The following is a 20,126-nucleotide window of genomic DNA, read 5'->3' on the forward strand; positions in this document are numbered from 1 at the left end:
TGAAGCTGGTACGGACGCTCAGGGAGGACGGACCTCGGTGCGCCGCCTCCACCACGGGCGGCGGACTCGGCCTGTCATCGTGGTGCGGCCCGCGGACTCGCCAGGTTGTTGATCATGCCACCCTTCAGAATCACAAAGAACCCCACCGAAGTAGGCTCCTGCGGGTGTCCGAGGAGAAGATGAACTCTCCGCTCGGGCACCAGCCCTGTGGTTCGCTGACCTGTGGGAATGCCTGCCCTGGGTCAGGATCGAGCATCCCGGTGTCCCGTCCCAGGTGGTGACGCCGGCGAGACGGCGCGCCGGGCCACCGTGGGACGGCTACTTGCCGAGGCGTTGGGCGCCCAGCGGCGACTGGCCCTCGCTCACAGCACCGATGTGTACCTGTCCAGCCGCTCCCTGGCCGGATATCTTCGTCTGCGCTCCAGCTCTGCTCCCCGCACCCGCGGGGATGGTGCCAGCTCAGGATCCTCGCCCCGGACGGGGTGCAACTGCACCGGCCAGGGTGACCGGCAGTTGCGTCAGCGGACCGTGATGCGTGAGGGCTGGGTTCCGGCCCCCGGGTCGCGGGAGCCAGGGAGATGCTGGGGCGGAGAGGGCGGTGTTGCGGGGTCGAGGACGATGGTGCCGGCTTCGCGGGCGAGGAGGCGGTGTGTGCTTTCCCAGGTGCGTGTTCTGCTTCGGTTGCGGCGCTCTTCCCAGCGTTCCTGGAGACGCATGCCAGCGAAGATTGCGAAAGCGCAGAGGAGGATGGTGACGATCAGCGCGTAGATCGGGGTGTAGTGGTCGTCGAACATGGATCGGCGTCCGTCGACTTGGCGGGCGTTGATGCCGAAGAAGCCGAAGAGCAGGCCGAGGGTTCCGCTGACGGTGGTGACGAAGGTGACGGCGACGACGGTGCGGACGCGGCGGCGGTCGGCAGCTCGCTGCTCCATGCTTTCGACGGAGGTCAGCTCCGCGGCGATGGCGTTGCTCAGGCGATTGAGCATCTGTCCGATGGTGGCTGCGCGTTCGGTGATTCCTATGGCGGCGAACAGTTCCTGGTGGAAGCTCTCGACGCGTAGGGCGGGGACGAGCGTGCCGATTTCTCCGCCGGCCTCGACGCTGTAGCTGAGTTCAACTTCGAGTTGGCTCAGTCCGTCGGAGATGTCTTCCAGTTTGGTGCGTCGGTCGTGTGCACCGTCTTGACCGATGGCGCGGTGCCGGAACCGTTGCACGTAGGTGTAGGCGACTGCGCGGATCTCGCGGAGGCGGGCTGCGGAGGCCACGGCTTGCACAGCGGACAGCAGGACACAGTTCTCGATGTAGTCCTGGTGGCCGCAGATGAGGCTCACGTACGGGCCGAGCGCGCCCGTGGTGGTAGGGCGCCGATTGAGTTCAGCGGGGTAGCGGATCGAGCTGTGTTCGGTGCGGTAGGGCAGGTCAGTGCGGTAGATGACGCGCTGGACCATGTCGTCGTCCGGAGCGTGATCCGGGGTGTCGACGCTGCGGAAGGCCAGTTGGTGCCGTTCGGGGAGAAATCCTGGAACCGTCCCCTCACCGTTCGGGGTGCAGCCGATCCGGTCCGCCGCAAGCTGCTCGAGCGGCAGCCCTGCACAGGTGATAGTGGCGTAGTAGAGGTCCTCAAGCAGCGGGATGGCCTCGATGAGAGTTCCGGGTACATCCAAGGTCAGGGTGACAACTACCTGACCCGAGGGAACAACGAAATGCCACAGCTGCGCCGAGACCGGTGCCCCGGCGCGCCAGCGCTGACAGGTAAGACTGGAGCAGTCGAGGACTTCACGTCTGAGGACCCGCGGTAGTTGCTGGTCGGATGTGTTGTAGTACCTCGCCAGCCGTCCCAGGTTCAGCACGTCTCCTGGGCGCCCCGCAGCCTGGCCGACCTTGGCCGGGTCATAGGTCCAGGAGGTCGAATAGACGGTTGTCAGGCGGAGGGTCTCTCGGGAGGCGTAGGGGTCGAACGGTAACGCGCTCTCGCCGTCAGAGTGCGTGCCAGCGCCGCTCACGGTCTTCCTTCCGTAGAGAGTCCATGCGGATGGCGAATTCTGCCGCTGCTGGTCCGGAATGGGCGTTCTGCATCAGCCAGGTGGTCATACCCAGCTCCCGCACCGTACGAAGCGACTCGTATCCGTGCCAGCCAGTGACATCCCAGTCGTAGGTTCGGCAGAAGGTGGCGTAGTCGGTGGCCGACAGGCCGAACCTGTCGACGGCAGTCGCGGTCGGAATGAGATCCCAGGCACGGGGACCGATCGCGACGGCTTCGTAGTCGATGAGGAGTACCTGGCTGCCACGTGCCAGCAGGTTCCCCCGGTGGGCATCGCCGTGGATCGGGCCCCCAGTGTCCTCGGCCATGGTGCTGCGGAAGGCTGCTTCGCTGCGGTCGCACGCTTCGGTGAGGAAGTCCACGTCCTGTTGTTCGATGCCTTGGGCAAGCGCGAGACGGCGCCGCATGATGGGGAAGGGATCGAGGCTGGGGAGAGCGAAGTCAGGGCCGGGCAATGCGTGGAGGTCACGCAGTAGGCCGGCGAGATCCACCAGAGAGGGCTCGACCTGGCTCGGTGGTACGTGCTCCCAGAACGTAACGAGCCTGCCCGCTGCCCGGACCAACTGCGGTAGCTCGTCGAGGGGCCGGACTGCCGGGAAGTCGTGGGAAGCGAGCCAACGCGAGACCGCCAGCTCCTTGACGACCTTCTCCTTGATGTCTTCGGTATCGGCCCGGGCTACCCGAACCGCGACTCCCTCAGACGGCAGCGCATAAATCGCGTTCTCGCCCAGTCGCAGTAGTTCGGCCTGCTCGGAGTGCAGGCCCACTTGGCTGCATGCCAACGCCAAAGCTCGAGCTGCGCTCGCTTGCGTTAACCCCTCGTGCTTCACGACAGCATCCATCCGCAACAGCCTCACGGCCACGGCTCTGCCCTGTCAAGGGCGATATGCGACGAGGTAGTTGACGCTGGTATGGGGAAAGCCAGAGAGGAGCATGCGCTCATTTCCGGTGAGCCAGGCGCGTAGAACGGCAGTGCGCAGGATGGGGCCGTCGTGGGCGCCGCCAGTGCCCGTCGAGCGCGGGTCGAGGTCGTGTGCGGCCGCCGTCGGCACCGACGAGCAGCGCGTGGTGAGCGCTCGCGGCGGCACCAGTCGGGTGGGGAAGGTCCATGGCGCGGCGACGCTTGGTGCAGTCGCCGACGATCGCGATCCGCATCCCGCCTGGACGGCGTCTTCGCCTTCCAGGCCGGGGGCGGGTGCAGCCGACCGCAGCGCGAGGTTGACCGAGATCAAGATGCGGCCAGCGCGGCGGACGTGGGACTCCGGTCTTGCCCCGGTGGCAGGAGGCCCGCCCTCGGCATGTACCAACGGTTCGCCGGATGGAGCGAGGACTCGACTTCCATCGCCGAGAGGTAGCGCGCTGTTGAACCGTGGCGGACGCAGCTGGATCGATTCGCCTCTGGCACTCCTCGCCTCAACGCATGAGAACCATCCCAGGCCTGTGTAGATCCGAGCAGACGAATACGGTTGTCAGCTGCTGCCCTGGACTGCGATCGATGCACGCGAAGAGGTAGGAGAGTCATCCCGGACGCGTGCGTCCTCGTTCCCGTTCGCTCAGTGGCTCATCAGCCGGTGCGCTGTGGCCGACGCCGTTCGTGTGACGTTCGCAGCCCCGGGCGGATTGGGGGTCGTTCGGCAATTGGTCACCTATGCTCCCCACCTACATCCGAGCAGGTCAGAGCCGGTGCTGAAACAGACCGCTGAGTTAATTGATCCGGTGCACTTGACGCCTTAGGCTCCTTCTGCGGTGCGATTACAGTGATCATCTACCTGCACCGCTACGGGGGGAAGTGCGTGACGTACGACCAGGATTGGGACCGTCGACTCAATCCGTTCCGCTACAACGCGGACGGATCGCTGACCGATGTGGCCAAGCGGCAGAACGTGACGATGGAGCTCAACTCTGCCGGCGGTAAGGGCGGTGGAGGAGCAGGGCACGGGGGCCAGCAGACATCGGTGGTAACAGCCGTTCTGACCAAGGCATCTGCCGCGCTGGTGGATCTGCGCACCGACACGGACAAGGTCGATCAGAAGGCCGTGGACGGAATCTTTGATGCATCGGCGAGTGCGCTCGATGGCTGGCAGTCCGCCGTTGGGCTGGACAGCCTGCGTAGGCGATGGGGAGACGGGGCCGGCCACCTCAGTGTGATGCTGTCGGATGCCTCCAGCAAGCTCCACAACTCAAGCGTGTTGTACACGGATGCCGATCGCACCGAGAAGGCCAGGATGGACTCGCTCGGCGGCGGGAGGAGCTGATTATGGTTACATTTTCTGCCCTCGTCCATGCTGATCTCGGCAAGCTCCAGGCCGCAGCGGACGAGTGGAAGCTGCTGCCGAAGAAGTACCAGGGGCTGCAAGAGCTCTTCCAGGCTCGGGTCACCAAGCCCTTGCAGTCCGGGTGGTCGGGTAACGCCGCTGAAGAAGCGCAAGCATCGCTCGCCAAGATCAAACAACAGTACGAAGCGGCGGCAGTAGAGGCGCAGGCCATCGCGGCGCTGCTTCGGGATGTGCATGCGGAGTTCAGCAGTGCGCAGAAGAAGCTCCGCCGGATCCTCGATGAGGAAGCGCCGTCAGAGCACCTCAAGGTGGCGGGCGATGGCACAGTCACCGACGTCAAGGCCCAGCCCGACGGCCTTTCGGGCTGGTATGACCTCCCTAAGTACGAGGAAGAGCGCCAGGCAGCCGTCGATGCAATGAAGCACCGCATCGCGAAGGTACTGCGGGAAGCCACCGAAGCGGACGAAGCCGCGAACTGGGCGATGCGCCAGGACTCCAACGGCAAGAACGACGACTCGTTCAACAAGCAGGTCTACACGTCTTTGGATGCGGCACGAGGTGCTCAGAAGGACTTCGCTGAGGCCCTCAGGCTTGCCAAGAAGGGCGGCGACGATCTGTCCAACGCCGACCTGGAGCGCTTGGGAACCATCCTGTCGAAGCGCAAGAATGACATGGTGTTCGCGGAGAAGTTTGCTCTGTCCATGGGCCCCGAGGGAGTGTTGGAGTTCTGGCGTGAGGCGACCGGACCGGCCTCGCTAGGGCACGAACGCAACGCCGCCCTCAAGAAGCTGCAGTCGGGACTGGGCACCACCATCGGCATGGCCACCCAGAGTGACAGCATGGCAATGGACGGCTGGAAAGAGAAGATGCTGGCGCTCGGCCCGCAAACCATAGATCCGGGCGACGCCGGCGGTCCGAATGCCAAGGGCTACCAGCTGATGAGCAGCCTCATCCGAAGCGGCAGCTACGACACAGACTTCCTCCATCACTACGGTCGAGGCCTCGTAAGCTACGAGAAGGCCAGAGAACCGTTGACTCCCGGGCAGTTGTGGGCTCCGGACACCACAATGTCACGGATCGACTACTCCGGAGACGGTCCGGGAAGCGACCCGATGACGGGCTACATGGATGCGCTGAGCAAGAATCCCGAAGCTGCTACCGGCTTCCTTGACCCCGGAGATCCGCGCGAAAACGGCAATCTCAAGTATCTCGTGGACGGCCGGGAATGGGTGGAGGACGGCTTCGACAAGAAGACCGGTCAGGGTTCGCTGGCACTGGCCATCGAAGCCGGATCCACGGGGCATCAGCCAGGGCAGGAGGATGGGGTGCGTGAGCACACTTATTCGCAAGCCAGGATCATGCGTGACAGCATCAACATGCTCGACGGTGGCTCCAAGGAAGAGACGCTGCCCGACGGCATGCAACGTCCCATTGCCCATGCCCTTGGCGACTACGTCTCCGACACACAAGACATCCTCTCGGGCGTCAACGACGGATCAGCGGAACACGATGGCGAGAAGGCCTCGGGGGTGTGGTCCGACAAGGAGACGGGCCATGTGCGCATGGCCGTTGACAGGAACTCACTGATCCGGGTCATGCGTGGGGCGTCGGATGATCCTGAGGCCTACCACGTACTCCAAGAGGCGCAAACCGTTCACACGGCAGAGCAGTTGGCTGATCTAAGGCATGGGGCGAGCGCAGAGACCGCCAAGGAGTTGATGACTGACGCGGCTAAGGCTACGGGCGCCATCGACGCCATCCAAGGCGACGTCATCCTCGACCACCGTGACGAAGGGCGCTCTGACCATAAGTGGTGGATAGCGAAGGCCGGCTATCACGTGACTGCGGGGAGCGTTACCAAAATTCCTGTCGTTGGCGACATAGCGGTTCGCGTCACGGATGCGGGTGCTGCCGCCTGGCAAGAGCAGATGGATGCTGCCACCGATGCGCGTGCCGCCGAGGAGATTGCGGACAACACGCTCAACGGAGAAGCGAGCAAGGGCGGGAAAGCCAGCATCAATGCGATGGTTGCCAAACTCTACGAGAGCCGAGGAATTGAGCCGGATACGCCGCACGTGAACTTCGTCCAGCAACAACTGCAGGGGATTTACGAGGATGGTCGTACCGACGTGCAAGATGTTCTTGGACGAGGAAAGAACAACAACTGATGATGGCTGACACCACGGATCACCGCCGCATCGGGGACCCCGATCTTCGAATTGTCCGACGGAGTCGCAAGCGGCGGCTGATCGCCGCAGGCATCGTCTTCGTGGTAGGGGTGCCCGGTATCTTCTACTTCAGTGGGGCGTATGACCGTTGGCGAGACGGCCGGAGCCTGGCCGACACTTGCAGGGGCAGCGTTGACACCTCGGAGGTCAAGGAACTGCTAGGCGTTGACCGTCTTCGCGGGCGCGACATCGAAGCAGATCAGGGCAGTAACCCACGCGCAGGTCAGCTCCACAAGTGCTCTGTACGTGACCCCGACGCCCGTGCATGGCTATCCGTAGCACTGGACTGGAACTCTGACGCGGCGGGAGCTCTTCACGACTTCGGCGGCTTCCCAGCATACGGTGATGCGGGAATGGCGATCCCGCTAGGCCACGGGTGGGAAGGCGTGATGGATGATGCGGGCTCGAAGGAAGATCTCGTCGCCACGGTTAACATGCCCTGCACAAATCGCCGCAGCGATCCGCAGCATTCCTCACTGATTGTCACCGTTCGGGGAATGGCCATGCGTTCCATGAACGGATCCACTCAACGGGCGCGTTTTGCCCGCACGACTGTGAAGACGGCACAGAATGCAGCTAAAGCATGGGGATGCAGCATCAAGCCCGGGAGCGCCATCGCCCACGTGCCGGCGAACACTGCACACTCGATAATATCGGGTAAGGCTCGAGGGACCTGCGCGGGCATCGAGACAGCTATTCGTGAAAGTGTCACGGACCTCAAGACCCCTATCGAGAATTGCTATTTCAGCCCCAACTCGGGCCCCTCCTATCGCCTCAGCGCTTTCTACGGACCCTTCGCTTCGGCGCTTCCGGAGCAGCCCGACTATGGCGATGAAATCTCCCGGGATAAGCCCACCGGACAAAAGGAAAGTACGCTCTGGGCATCCGCCGAGTGCCCTTCCGGCGGCCGGGCGTTGTACGTTGCGACCCAGCCTCCGGACGAGATTCACTACTCGAAGATGAATGTGAAGATGGCACAGGTCGCGCTCAAGGAATTCGCGACCAGGTCCGCCAAGCGTCACGGCTGTACCGCTCTCAAAGTGCCGTGAGAGCAACTGATCAGCGCGGTACCGATCCCTGCTCCAGCGGACAAGACGAAGTCGCGCTCGTTCGCATATGCGCGATTCTGCTCCTGTCGGGTGTATCAGGCGGGCTGGGCTCATACCCAGAGTTGCCAATCAGCCAGGTCACCGACGCATTCCGGACAGATACACGGCGCCTTGGTCACGACCAAGAAGCCGGTTGACCGGGTGTTCTAATGGACGGTTACATGGGTCTGCTGTGTGACGTCAGCACCTTGCACAGCTCTTAGCGCAACATCGGGGGAGGGGAGTTACAGATGGCCGAGGAATATCGAGTCGATCTGAGCGCACTGCAACAGGTGATCACGCGACTCAACGCGCTTGTGGACGCCATGGATGGGGTCGGGACAGCTGCGGAGTACAAGACTGAGCTGCCTGAGGGATACCTCGGGCAGGGCTTCACTCAGGAAGCTGGACTCCGGGCCGCGCACGGCGGCATGAAGCGGAACATTGCCGATGCGGTCGCCGAGTTGAAGAAGATGATCCAAGAGGTCAGCGAGAACACGAGGATCGTTGAAGTGGGATACCACAGCCGTGAGGACGAGGTCCGCGAGTCCTTGCGGTGAGGTGAATTTCCTGAAGCATGCGCACGCGAGTCGGTACAACGGGGAGGAATGAAAGATGGTCCGCGGGGGCGGGGAGACCCACTTTTCAAGCCATACGCTTGAATCGCTGAAGGCTATGGTGCGTGACGCGCAGCCGGGCAAGGTCGATGAAATAGCCGATCACTGGATGTACGTGCATGACCAGCTGTCCGGCGAGGCACCGGACGGCTGTGTGCGAGATCTGCTGGACAAGGCTGTGGCAGATGTCCTGGAGTACTGGCACGGGGCCGCCGCGGATGCTTTCGCCAAGCGGGCGAAGACCTTGAGTGCGAGCCTCAAGAGCTGCTCCCTGTATGCGAAGAACACGTCACACACCCTGAAGGCCGCAGCAATCGATCTGCGAGACACCAAGCGCGCCGTCACCCAACTACAGGACACCGAGAGCGAGAAAGAAAGCGGAGACATCGGCACGTCAATTTTCTCGGCCGCCAAGGACGGCGTGGACCGCGTAGGGGATTGGTTGAGCGGCGGCGGCCGCGACGACAGTGGGCTGAATCGCGACATTGCCAACGGAATGAGTGCTGACAAGGCGCGAGCGAAGCATGCAGACGAGCTGTCGCGCGGGCGGGAGATCGCCTTGCAGGCAGCCAATTACATGGAGAAGCTGGGGGCTTCGTACAACGCCAAGGCGAATCTGCTGCAGGACCAGCCTGTTGTTGAGAAGAATAAACCCGTCTCTTCGCCGGGTGTGCTTGTTCCGCTGCCGACCGCGCCCGCTAGTGGCTCTCAGCCTCTGGTGGGGCCACAGAAGGCGAGACCGAGTTCCTCAGTGGGTGGCCGCGGTACGGCAGGGAGAGCTGCACCGCAGGGTGATTTGCGCTCGCCGAACGCGACGCAGACGGGAGGGACGGCTGGCCAAGATACCTCCCGAGGTGAGACACATCAGCCGATGCCGAAAGCGCCGCGCGCTGGTACTGCGTTGGATGGTGTGCGTGGTGGCGTGCCCACACCCACGCCCCCTCCTGCCACTGGTCCAGGTGGGCAGGTCGTCGGAGGGCCCGTCGGCAATCCCGGTTCGGGGCCTGGTGGCCTGGGGATGCCCCCTGGCGGCTGGCCCACGGTTGGCGGGCGTGGCACGAGCGGCGGAAGAGTTTCGCGTCCCGCCACACCTGGAGTTGGGAACACGCCTCCTGGCGGACGCGGGGGCTCGAGAGGGCTCGGAGTGCCAGGTGCCCCCGGACAGCAAGGTCAGGCAGGGCGTCCGCCGATCGGTGGTGCCCTCGGCCCGGGTGGCTCTGGGAATTCCGCCAGCCGTGGGCGTCAAGGAGGGCTGGCGCGACGCCCCGGCGGCGTTGTCGGAGAGCCGGCCAATCCCGGAATGCCGGGACGGGGCGCTCAAGGTGGCTCTGGCCTGCATCGCAGCCGTGGCGGATCCCTGCAGAGCGGTCCGGAGGGCGGCTCTCGTACTCGGGGCCCGATGGGCGTGACGCCCGTCGGGCGGTCTGGGCGGGACGAGAAGGAGCGGCGGCGGTCTTCACGTCCCGATTATTTGATTGAGGACGAGGAGACCTGGGCATCACAGCGTGATGTTGTTCCGGGGGTCGTCGGCGCGTCCTCTGATGAGATCAGCGGCGCTGACGTGCCGGACGAGCCCAACCGTGAGGCACGGTCGGATAGTTCGGAAGGAAGCGGCAGAACGTGACGTTCAAGCGATGGATGAGAGCGGCCGGTGGAACTGCGCTGTTGTGCATGGTCAGCGTCGTGCCTTGGGGGGTGGCTCCGGCTGCGGCTGATTCCATTCGCGATCACCAATGGGCCTTGTCGTCGCTCGATGCGGATGCGGCGGCGAAGGTGTCGGCAGGTCGGGGGGTGACCGTCGCCGTCGTCGATACCGGCGTCGACGGAACACACCCCGACCTTGCCGGCAGTGTGCTGTCCGGTAAGAACTTCCTTAAGTACCACGGGCGTGCCGACCGTGAAGCGGAGAGCTCTCACGGCACCGGGATGGCCTCTCTGATAGCTGGTCATGGCCATGGCCCAGGCGGTCAGGCAGGCATCAAGGGGTTGGCTCCGGCGGCACGGATTCTGCCTCTGCGTGTGACGACGGACGATAACCTCGGAATCGGGAAGGGCGGTCAGGACTCCCCGCTCTCGCAGGGTATTCGCTACGCGGTTGACCACGGGGCGTCAGTTATCAATATTTCCGTGGCCTCCCCCGTCGATATCCCAGGGTTGGAGGACGCTGTCCGGTATGCGCGGCAGAAGGACGCCGTGTTGGTCGCCGGAGCCGGGAATGATGGCGCTGGAACCCCCCGCTTTCCTGCGAGCTATCCCGGGGTGATCTCGGTGGGTGGCGTCGATTCATCAGGTCAGATCTGGAAGATGTCGAACTACGGATCGAACACCTTGCTCGCGGCTCCTGGGGTTGCCACGTATAACGCGGGCCTGGACCACGAGTACCAGGTAGGTGACGGCACATCCGGGGCCACCGCTTATGTCTCGGCCGCCGCTGCCCTCCTCCGCTCGAAGTTCCCGAACCTCACAGCCGGACAGATCGCCAACCGTCTGGTGAAGACTGCAAAGCTGCCGGCTTCAGTGAGCGATGCGAAGCTTCCCGACAAGTACTACGGCTACGGCGTCATCCGCCCGTACCGTGCCCTGACCGAGGACATCCCCGCAGGCTCGAAGAACGGCCCGTTGCCGACCCCATCGGCTTCTTCACCCGCAGCGCCTAGCCCTGCTGACCCGGCTGATCCGGCCAAATCTTCCGCCAAGGACCTTTCGGCGTACGTCGTCTGGGGTTTCGTCGGCGTAACCGTACTGGCGCTCCTGACCGTACTGACGGTGGTCATTGTCCGGCGTAGGCGCCCCGTCGTGCCGCCGCCGTCACCGTGGGGCGAACATCCGCCCGGCCCTCCATTCCGGCAGTAAACGGGGACCGTTGGCAACCGTCACCATCAAGCGCCCTCCGCGCGCGACGCCCCCTGTGTACCCCAATGGGGAGCTGCAGCTGAAGGCGCCGCCCACGCTGCCCGAGCGCAAGGCCGAATCCGTTCTTTTGATGCTGCTGCCTATGATGGGAATGGGCAGCAGCGCGGCCTATTTCTTCTGGCCCGGCTCACCACCATTCATGAAGGTCATGGGCGCTGTCACGGCCGTCTCCGCTGTGGCCATGGGGTTGGCGCAGATTGTCCGCGCTAGGCGCGGCCCCGCGGTAGGCATGCACCACGCGCGTCGGGACTACCTGAAATACCTGGCGCGTACCCGGGAACAGGTTCGGGAGACTGCGCACTCGCAGCGTCTGGCCGAATGTCGCATATTCCCCGAGCCAGGACAGCTGTGGGCGGTGATCGCGGGACGCAAGAGGCTGTGGGAGCGGCGTCCCGGTGACGATGATTTCGGGCAAGTGCGTGTCGGTCTGGGGCCGCAGATCTTGGCTACTCGGCTCGTGGTGCCGAAGGCCGAGCCTGCCGAGGAGTGGGAGCCGCTCTCCGGCCATGCGCTGCGGCACTTCGTCGAGGCGTACGAGTACCTCGAAGGGCTTCCCCTGGCGCTGTCTTTGCGGGCGTTCCCGCGGTTGACGATCCGGGGTGACGCCGACACCGTCCAGGCGGCCGCTCGGACCGTGGTCTGCCAACTGGCGGCGCTGCACTCGCCGGACGACCTGTGGATCGCGGTCGTCGCAGGTCCAGGGGCGGCACCGGAGTGGGATTGGATCAAGTGGCTGCCGCACGCCCGCGCGGCCCGGCACGGAAGCGCCGGCAACCTGGGCGGCTTTCGACTGCTGGTCTATTCCTCGATCGGCGCCCTCGAACAGGGGCTCTCCGGGGATCTCTCCCGGCGTCCCTCCTGGGAACCGGACGCCCAGCCCCTGCTCGACCGACCGCACGTGGTGATCCTTCTGGACCCCGATCCCGCGACGCCATTTCTCTGGCCGTTCGACCGGGACGGCTTTCTGGGCGTGACCGTCATAGAGCTCGAATCGAGGATCGACTCCGAGCAGCGGCGCCCTGGGCGCGGAGGTGGGTCCGATGGGCTGGATCGGCGACCAGGTCTGGCCGTCGGGCCCAATTCGCTCCATCTCATCTCCAATGTCGGCTCCGTCTACACCGGCATTCCGGATGCCCTGACCGCAATAGAAGCCACGGCAGTCGCACGTGCCCTCTCCCCTCTGCGGATCATTGACGACGAGGACGAAGACCCGCTGCTGGGAAGTCTCGATTTCACCGACCTGATGGGCATCGACGATCCGACAACTTTCGAACTGCCCTCGTCGCAGCGAGTCCCGCACGACCGCTTGCGGGTCCCGATCGGAGTCGACGCGGACGGCAAACCCATCGTCCTCGACCTCAAGGAGGCCTCCCAGGGCGGAATGGGGCCGCACGGTCTGTGCGTCGGCGCCACGGGATCCGGCAAGTCCGAGCTGTTGCGCACGCTGGTCCTCGGCCTCGCGTCAACCCACAGTTCTGAGACGCTGAATTTCATCCTGGCCGACTTCAAGGGTGGAGCGGCTTTCGCCGGACTGGCCAACCTGCCGCACGTAGCCGCGTTCATCAGCAATCTCGCCGAAGACCTCACCCTCGTCGACCGTATGGAGGACGCTCTTGCCGGCGAACTTCTCCGTCGCCAGAAACTGCTCCGGGCAAGCGGCAACTTCGCAAATATCGGCGCCTATGAGAAGGCTCGATCAGCAGGGTCACCACTGCATCCGCTGCCGACGTTGCTGATCGTCCTGGACGAGTTCAGCGAACTGCTGGCGGCCAGACCCGAATTCATCGACACGTTCCTGCAGATCGGACGCATCGGCCGCTCCCTCGGCGTACATCTGCTGCTGGCCTCACAGCGTGTGGAAGAAGGACGCATGCGAGGCTTGGACACCTACCTTTCCTACCGACTCGTTATGCGGACCTTCTCCGCCGAAGAGTCACGGATCGCCCTCGGCTCCCCCGAAGCGTTCTATCTGCCCAACGTTCCCGGAGCCGGGCTCCTGAGCCACGGCACAGAATCCCCGACGCAATTCAAGGCCGCATACGTCTCCGGGCCGCACCGTCCCCGGCTCACAACGACCCCCGGATGTCGCGGAGAGCTTTCGCCTGTGTTGTTCACCGCTGAGTCCGTTCTTGTCGATTCCGGCGCGTCTGTCCCGCCCGATGACGAGCCCCGGCAAGATGACACGGCCGACCCTTCCGTACTGGACCTTTTGGTGCAGCGTCTGAGAGATCAGGGGCCGCCGGCACAGCAGGTCTGGCTGCCCCCGCTGGAAGAATCACCTTCCCTCAGCGGCCTACTCCCAGCTCTCACGGTCACCTCCGAACGTGGTCTGCACTCTGCCGAGTGGCGGGAGATGTCGCTGGTCGTTCCGCTCGGCATCGCAGACATCCCCTTCGAGCAGCGCCGCGAAATCCTCACCTTCGACTTTTCCGGCTCACACGGACACGCCGCAGTCATCGGCGGTCCGCGTTCCGGAAAGTCAACCCTGCTGCGGACCTTGGTCACGTCTTTCGCGCTGACGCACACCGCCCGCGAAGTGCAGTTTTACTGCCTGGACTTCGGCGGCGGCAGCCTCTCGTCTCTCGCGGATCTCCCGCACGTCGGGGGCGTCGCATCCCGGCTGGAGGCGGCCAAGGTACGGCGGACCATCGCCGAGATACGAGAGATCCTCGACGAACGGGAGGATTTCTTCCGAGCCCGCCACATCGACTCCATCCGGACCTACCGCGGACGGCGTGCCGTAGGGCATTACCCCGACCATCTGTGGGGAGACGTCTTCCTGCTGGTCGACGGCTGGAGCACCTTCAAACGGGAGCACGAACAGCTGATCCCTGACATCGAGGCGATGGCCATGCGCGGGCTCGCCTTCGGCATACACCTCGTCCTCACCGCCGGCCGATACAACGAGATCCGCCCGGCACTCAAAGACCACCTCGGCACCCGCCTGGAACTGCGGATGGCCGATCCGCTGGATTCCGAGCACGATCGCAAACGCGCACGCAACGTCCCCACAAACCGTCCGGGGCACGGCCTCGCCCGGGGCGGACTGCACTATGTCACCGCCCTCCCCCAATCCGAAGGCATAGGCCCCACACCCGACGAGTCAGGCGACGTCTCGAACCCCGCCGACCTGATCACAGCTATCGCGGCCAACTGGTCCGGCCCGGTATGCCCACCAGTACGCCTGCTCCCCGACCGCCTGCAAGCCGACGCCCTCCCCAAGGCAAGCGAAACGCCTGACCTCGGCTTCGCCATAGGCCTCGACGAGGTGTCCTTCACCCCGGCGTACGTCACCTTCGACAACGCCCCGCTCCTCGTCATCTACGGCGAAAGCGAGTCGGGGAAAACGACGCTCCTCCGCCTGCTCGCCCAACGCATCGCCGAACGCCATCAGCCCCACGAAGCCCTGGCGATCGTCGGCGATTACCGGCGAGCCCTGCATGGTCAACTTCCCGAGGACCACGTGCTGCACTATGCGCCCGCAGCCCCGTCCCTCGAAGAGGGCCTCAACCGCCTCGTCCCGCTTCTTGAGGCCCGGATGCCCACCGAGGAGATCACCGCTGAGCAGATGCGCGGCCGCAGCTGGTGGCACGGCCCTCAAATCTTCGTCATCATCGACGACTACGACCTCGTCGCCCTGCCCTCCGGCAACCCCCTCGAAGCCCTCGCCGAACATCTCCCCTATGCCGACGACATCGGCCTCCGTGTGATCGTCGCCCGCAGCACCGCCGGCGCGGCCCGCACGTCCTTCGACCCGGTCACCCGACGACTCAAAGAACTCGGAGCGACGGGCATCATCCTGTCCGGAGACCCCGACGAAGGACCGCTGATAGCAAACACGGGAGCTGTGGCCCTGCCACCCGGGCGGGCCCAGCTCCTCACTCCCCGACAACGTCCCCGCATCATCCAAACTGGCTGGTCTGCCCCCAACTGAGTGAGGCGGGCCCGCTGGATCACCGCCGCCCAGAACGAGCAGACCGCCGCCCGTCAACAGCTCACCACAGCAGCAGACACTCAGCAGGAAGTCCTCACCGAGGAACAGATCCAGCACATGATCAAGACCCTCGGAAACATGTCCGACCGGATCCAAGCCGCCGACCCCGAAGATAGAGCACCGCTCTACGCCGACTTCGGCCTTGAGCTGGAATATCACGCAAAGCAGCGGATCGTGACCGTATGGTCACAACCCGCTGACGTGTGCGTAATTGCGTGTCCGAGGGGGGACTTGAACCCCCACGCCCGATAAAGGGCACTAGCACCTCAAGCTAGCGCGTCTGCCATTCCGCCACCCGGACCAGGTGTGATCTTCGCGGGGCGTTCCCCGCGGCGACATGGACAACAATACCAAGGTTTCGGAGTGCCTTTCACCTGCGTATCCGTCCGGGACATAACCTCGATTTATGGGTAATGAGGGACAAATCACTCAGCTCTGGGGGCCGCGTCGGCCGCGGGTGTTGTCGCCGTTGCGGGAACATCTGCGGGACACGTTCTGGTTTGCGCCGACGGTGGGGCTGGTGGGTGCGGTTCTGCTGTGGGTGGGGGCCTCTGCGGTGGATGCGGAGATCGTGTCGACGTTGCAGGGCGAGCGGGCGTATGACGAGGTCAGGGAGCTGGTCTCGATCGCGGAGGACGCCAGGACGATCGTGACGACGGTCAGCTCGGCGATGATGACCTTCATCGGTGTCGTCTTCAGTATTTCGCTGGTCGCGGTGCAGATGGCGAGCGGGCAGCTCACGCCGCGGGTGGTGCGGATCTTCATCCGGAGCCGGATCACCAAGGCCACGCTCACGGTCTTTCTGGCCACGTTCTTGTTCTCGCTGCTGGTGCTGACCTCGTACGAAAGCGAGAGCAGCGCGCGGCAGGTCACTACCGTGCCGGTGGTGCAAAGTCTGCTGACCATGGTGTTGGTGGCGTTGAGCCTGTTGTTGTTCATTGCGTATGTGTCGGCCACCTTGCGGCTGATGCAGGTGGGGCCGGTGGCTGACCGGATTGCCCGGGAGACGCTTCGGATGCTGGTGAGGGAGGCGTCCGAGGGGCGGGGTGGGGTGGCGTTGCCGGCCGAGACCGGGCGGATTACGCATCGGGGGCGGGCGGGGGTGCTGCTGGATGTGCATGTGGCGCGGCTGGTGCGGGTGGCGCGGCGGCAGGGGGTGGCCCTGCGGCTGATTCCGCGGATCGGGGATTTCGTGATGCCGGGGACACCGGTGCTGGCCGTGCACGGTGGGGCGGGGCCGCCGCGGCCGACGCTGCGGTATGCGGTGTCGGTGGGGGTGGAGCGGACGTTTCACCAGGATCTGGGGCTGGGGCTGCGGCAGCTGTCGGATATCGCGCTGCGGGCGTTGTCTCCGGCGGTGAATGATCCGACGACGGCGGTGCAGTGCCTGGACCGGATTGTGCAGATCTTGGCGGCGCTGGTGCACCGGCCTCTGGGCACGGTGCAGCATCGGGACCGGCGGGGTGTGGTGCGGCTGACGCAGAACCTGCCGGGGTGGACGGATCTGGTGGATGTGGGGCTGACCGAGATCCGGCAGTCCGCGGTGCGCAGTCCGCAGGTGACGCGGCGGCTGCTGGCGGGGATGGACGATCTGTTGCTGCTCGCGCCGGAGGGGCGGCGGGAGCCGTTGAAGCGGCACCGTACGCTCCTGCTCCAGGCGGTGGAGCGTACGGTGCCGACGGCGGTCGAGCGGCGGTTTGCCTCATTGCCCGACCGTCAGGGAATCGGGTAGGAACGCGCCGGTAAAGCCGTCCGGCAGAGCCGTTACGGCATCAGGTGGTAGTCGGGGAAGTTGCCCGGCAGGCGTTCGCCGGACGGGCCTTCGGTCACCGCACGGACGAGGAGTTCGCCGCCGACGAAGGCACCGCTCCAGGAGTTGCCGAAGCCGCCGAAGAGTTCCTCGCGGTCGCCGCGGGAGCGAGGCTTGCCGTGCCCGACCTTGAAGGCTCGGATCTGGGGCGCCAGGCGGGAGTAGGTGTCGGGGTCGTCGGTGGAAAGGCTGGCCACCAGGGCGCCGTTGCTGGCGTTCATGGCGGCGAGGAGTTCGGCCTCGGTGTCGACGAGAACGATCGTGTCGATGGGGCCGAAGGGTTCGGCGTGGTGCAGGGGTGAGGACGGGGGCGGCGCCAGGAGGGTGGTGGGCGGGAGGTAGGCGGAGGTGTCCTGGGAGGGGAGGAAGTGGCCGTCGGCCAGGCTGCCGCGGTGGATCGGGACGGCACCCCGGGAGATCGCCTCGGTGGTGAGGTCGGCGAGTTCCTTGGTCTTGGCGGCGTTGATGAGCGGGCCGAAGTCGAGTTCGGGGAGGGGGTCGGCGGGGTCGGCGACGGCCAGGGGATGGCCGAAGCGGACGCTGCGTACGGCCGGGAGGTAGGCCGCGAGGAAGTCGGCGAAGGCGTCGCGCTGGACGACGAAGCGGGGGTAGGCGGTGCAGCGCTGTTTGGCGTAGTCGAAGGTTTTGCGGAGGAGGGGGGTCAGCGACGACCAGTCGGTGTGGTTCCAGATGCCCCAGGTGTTGAGGCCCTCTTGTTCGAGGATGTGGCGTTTGCCGAGGTCGGTGACGGCGGTGGCGACGCGGGCGCCGGTGTCGCGGCCGCCGACGAAGGAGACACAGCCGATTTCGGGTGAGCGGACGAGAGCCGGGGACAGCTCCCCGCCGCTGCCGCTGACGAGGGTGGCCGGGACGCCCTCACGGGCCGCGAGGGCGCAGGCGAGGGTGAGACAGGACAGGCCGCCGTCGGTGGGGGTCTTGGCGATCACGGCGTTGCCGGCCAGTGCCTGGACGAGCATCGCGTGGATCAGGACCGACATGGGGTAGTTCCAGCTGGCGATATTGCTGACCGGGCCGGGCAGCGGCGTCCGGTCGGCGAGCATGCGGTCGATTTCCGAGACGTACCAGCGGACGCCGTCGATGGCGCGGTCGACATCGGCCTGGGCGAGCTTCCAGGGCTTGCCGATCTCCCAGACGAGGAGCAGGGCGAGGAGCTCACGGTGCTCGGCCAGGGCGTCGAGGGTGGCGGAGATCCTGGCTTTGCGTTCGGGGAGGGGGACCTGGCGCCAGGCGCGGTGCTGGTCGAGGGAGGCGCGTACGGCGTGCCGCGCGGCGTCCGCGTCGAGGCGGGGCGGGCCGGCGATCGGGGTGCTGTCCACCGGGCTGGCGGCGGTCAGCGGGGCGCCGTCCATATGCCATTGGGCGGCCCAGAGGTTGAGGACCCGGTCGTCACGGAACGCCTCGGGGGCGGCGGCCAGGCTGCGCTGCCAGGCGTCCCGCCAGGACGTACCGGGCTTGAGTGCCAGGGTCGGGGTGGTTGCGGGGGTGGGTGCCATCGGGTGTCTCCGCTCTCGGTGCACGGCCGGAGGGGCAAGGTGGTGGCGCTCGGGCGGCTCCGCGCAGGAACCGTGTTACTGGACGGTAGTGGTGTGCGGCGGTGCGGTGGGACGGTCCGGCGTCAGGTATGGCGAGTGTCACTCGGGGCGGGCGGGCGGTCCAGCGGGGCGCTGCGCTTGGCTTTTGGCCCCACGTTTTTGGCTTTCCCGCCGTGGTGGTTTGTCGCCGTGGCGCCTGCGGCCCGTCCGCTGCGCTTGGCGGGCCTCCCACGTTGTTGGCTTTCCCGCCGTGGTGGTTGTTCGCCGTTGCGCCTGCGGCGGGCGTGGTTTTGTCGGGTGCGGTGCCACGCCTCCGGACTCCGTCCTGCGGCGCGGCCCCTCCCACGGGTGGGTGGAAAGAAGGGGCCGGTGGGGGCGTGCGTTGAGTGTCAGGTGCACCCTGTGATGCGTCCACGGGGTGCAGCTGACCACTGACGTGCACTCCCACCGGCCTTTCCTTTTCCCACCCTCAACGGGGAGGGGGCGGGCCGTAGCGGCGGAGCCGTGTAGGGCCGGTCCCGCAGCCGAACAGCCCCGCGCAGCGGACACCGCCCGCCGCAGGCGCCACGGCGAAACACCACCACGGCGGGAAAGACAAAAACGTGGGGCCAAGCCCCAAGCGCCGCGAAACGTCTGGACATCGGCGATTCGATGAGGCATAACAGGTTCATACAGTATTCGTCGACTGTATGCAATCCAGCAGCTCTCCCGCCGCTACGCCTTCGCGGGCGCCGACCTGATCGTGATCGTCGGTACGCCGTTCGACTTCCGGATGGGCTACGGCAAACGCCTCTCCCCCACCGCCACCGTCGTCCAGATCGACCTGGACTACCGGACGGTGGGCAGGAACCGGGATATCGATCTCGGCATCGTGGGTGATGCGGGGCTGGTGCTCGCGGCCGTCACCGAGGCCGCGTCCGGGCGGCTGAACGACGGTGCCGGCAAGCGCAAGGAGTGGCTGGAGGAGCTCCGGTCGGCGGAGGAGGCCGCCCTCGAGAAGCGGCTGCCGCAGCTGCGTTCGGACGCCGACCCGATCCACCCCTACCGCCTGGTCAGCGAGATCGATGACTTTCTGACCGAGGACTCGATCTACATCGGGGACGGCGGGGACATCGTCACCTTCTCCGGGCAGGTCGTTCAGCCCAAGTCACCGGGTCACTGGATGGACCCGGGGCCGCTGGGCACCCTCGGCGTCGGCATCCCGTTCGTGATGGCCGCCAAGCAGGCCCGTCCCGACAAGGAGGTCGTCGCACTCTTCGGCGACGGGGCGTTCTCGCTCACCGGCTGGGACTTCGAGACCCTGGTCCGTTTCGGCCTCCCCTTCGTCGGGATCGTCGGCAACAACTCCTCGATGAACCAGATCCGTTACGGCCAGAAGGCCAAGTACGGCGATGACCGCGAGCGGGTCGGCAACACCCTCGGCGATGTGCCGTACGACCAGTTCGCGCGGATGCTCGGCGGGTACGGCGAGGAGGTCCGCGATCCCGCGCAGATCCGGCCGGCCCTGGAGCGCGCCCGCGAGTCGGGCAAGCCGTCGCTCATCAACGTCTGGGTCGACCCGGACGCCTACGCCCCCGGAACCATGAACCAGACCATGTACAAGTGA

The 20,126-nt window shown here is 65.6% G+C and carries 10 protein-coding genes, 1 tRNA gene and 1 pseudogene; 8 read left to right on the forward strand and 4 right to left on the reverse strand.

The window, feature by feature from the left end; translation table 11 throughout:
* Nucleotides 1–518: 518 nt before the first annotated feature.
* Entirely contained in the window at nucleotides 519–2,003 is a 1,485-nt protein-coding gene (locus ACZ4S3_RS03425; protein ID WP_467925121.1) for a hypothetical protein, read from the reverse strand.
* Nucleotides 1,978–2,883: a phosphotransferase enzyme family protein gene (locus tag ACZ4S3_RS03430; RefSeq protein ID WP_467925123.1), complete on the reverse strand. Its 906-nt coding sequence runs from the start codon at nucleotides 2,881–2,883 to the stop codon at nucleotides 1,978–1,980. The genes ACZ4S3_RS03425 and ACZ4S3_RS03430 overlap by 26 nt, the downstream gene beginning before the upstream one ends.
* A 915-nt stretch (nucleotides 2,884–3,798) precedes the next feature.
* Here ACZ4S3_RS03430 and ACZ4S3_RS03435 point away from each other — a divergent pair.
* The 6 genes from ACZ4S3_RS03435 (at nucleotide 3,799) to eccCa (ending at nucleotide 15,097) form a co-directional block, all read left to right on the forward strand.
* Nucleotides 3,799–4,296: a hypothetical protein gene (locus tag ACZ4S3_RS03435; RefSeq protein ID WP_467925125.1), complete on the forward strand. Its 498-nt coding sequence runs from the start codon at nucleotides 3,799–3,801 to the stop codon at nucleotides 4,294–4,296.
* A gap of 2 nt (nucleotides 4,297–4,298) precedes the next feature.
* Nucleotides 4,299–6,485 carry a DUF6571 family protein gene (locus ACZ4S3_RS03440; RefSeq protein WP_467925127.1) on the forward strand — a complete coding sequence of 729 codons (2,187 nt, stop codon included), beginning with the start codon at nucleotides 4,299–4,301 and terminating at the stop codon, nucleotides 6,483–6,485.
* 2 nt (nucleotides 6,486–6,487) lie between these two features.
* On the forward strand, nucleotides 6,488–7,594 hold the full coding sequence (locus ACZ4S3_RS03445; RefSeq protein ID WP_467925129.1) for a hypothetical protein: 1,107 nt from the start codon (nucleotides 6,488–6,490) through the stop codon (nucleotides 7,592–7,594).
* A 290-nt stretch (nucleotides 7,595–7,884) separates the two neighbouring features.
* Nucleotides 7,885–8,193 carry a hypothetical protein gene (locus ACZ4S3_RS03450; RefSeq protein WP_467925131.1) on the forward strand — a complete coding sequence of 103 codons (309 nt, stop codon included), beginning with the start codon at nucleotides 7,885–7,887 and terminating at the stop codon, nucleotides 8,191–8,193.
* Between the two features lie 1,677 nt (nucleotides 8,194–9,870).
* Nucleotides 9,871–11,103 carry a type VII secretion-associated serine protease mycosin gene (gene mycP, locus ACZ4S3_RS03455; protein ID WP_467925133.1) on the forward strand — a complete coding sequence of 411 codons (1,233 nt, stop codon included), beginning with the start codon at nucleotides 9,871–9,873 and terminating at the stop codon, nucleotides 11,101–11,103.
* A gap of 10 nt (nucleotides 11,104–11,113) precedes the next feature.
* Entirely contained in the window at nucleotides 11,114–15,097 is a 3,984-nt protein-coding gene (eccCa, locus tag ACZ4S3_RS03460; RefSeq protein WP_467925135.1) for a type VII secretion protein EccCa, read from the forward strand.
* Between the two features lie 276 nt (nucleotides 15,098–15,373).
* Here the strand turns inward: eccCa and ACZ4S3_RS03465 are convergent.
* Nucleotides 15,374–15,458, reverse strand: a tRNA-Leu gene (locus ACZ4S3_RS03465).
* A 105-nt stretch (nucleotides 15,459–15,563) separates the two neighbouring features.
* Between ACZ4S3_RS03465 and ACZ4S3_RS03470 the strand changes: the two genes are divergently transcribed.
* Nucleotides 15,564–16,889, forward strand: a complete 1,326-nt coding sequence (locus tag ACZ4S3_RS03470) for a DUF2254 domain-containing protein (RefSeq protein WP_467925137.1) — start codon at nucleotides 15,564–15,566, stop codon at nucleotides 16,887–16,889.
* Nucleotides 16,890–16,921: 32 nt separating this feature from the next.
* On the opposite strand, the gene ACZ4S3_RS03475 is transcribed toward ACZ4S3_RS03470, so the two are convergent.
* Nucleotides 16,922–18,481: an aldehyde dehydrogenase family protein gene (locus ACZ4S3_RS03475; RefSeq protein WP_467925139.1), complete on the reverse strand. Its 1,560-nt coding sequence runs from the start codon at nucleotides 18,479–18,481 to the stop codon at nucleotides 16,922–16,924.
* Nucleotides 18,482–19,220: 739 nt separating this feature from the next.
* Here ACZ4S3_RS03475 and ACZ4S3_RS03480 point away from each other — a divergent pair.
* Nucleotides 19,221–20,126, forward strand: a pseudogene (locus tag ACZ4S3_RS03480) (thiamine pyrophosphate-binding protein); the annotation flags it as partial.

It is taken from the genome of Streptomyces sp. NPDC028368, from assembly GCF_055565615.1.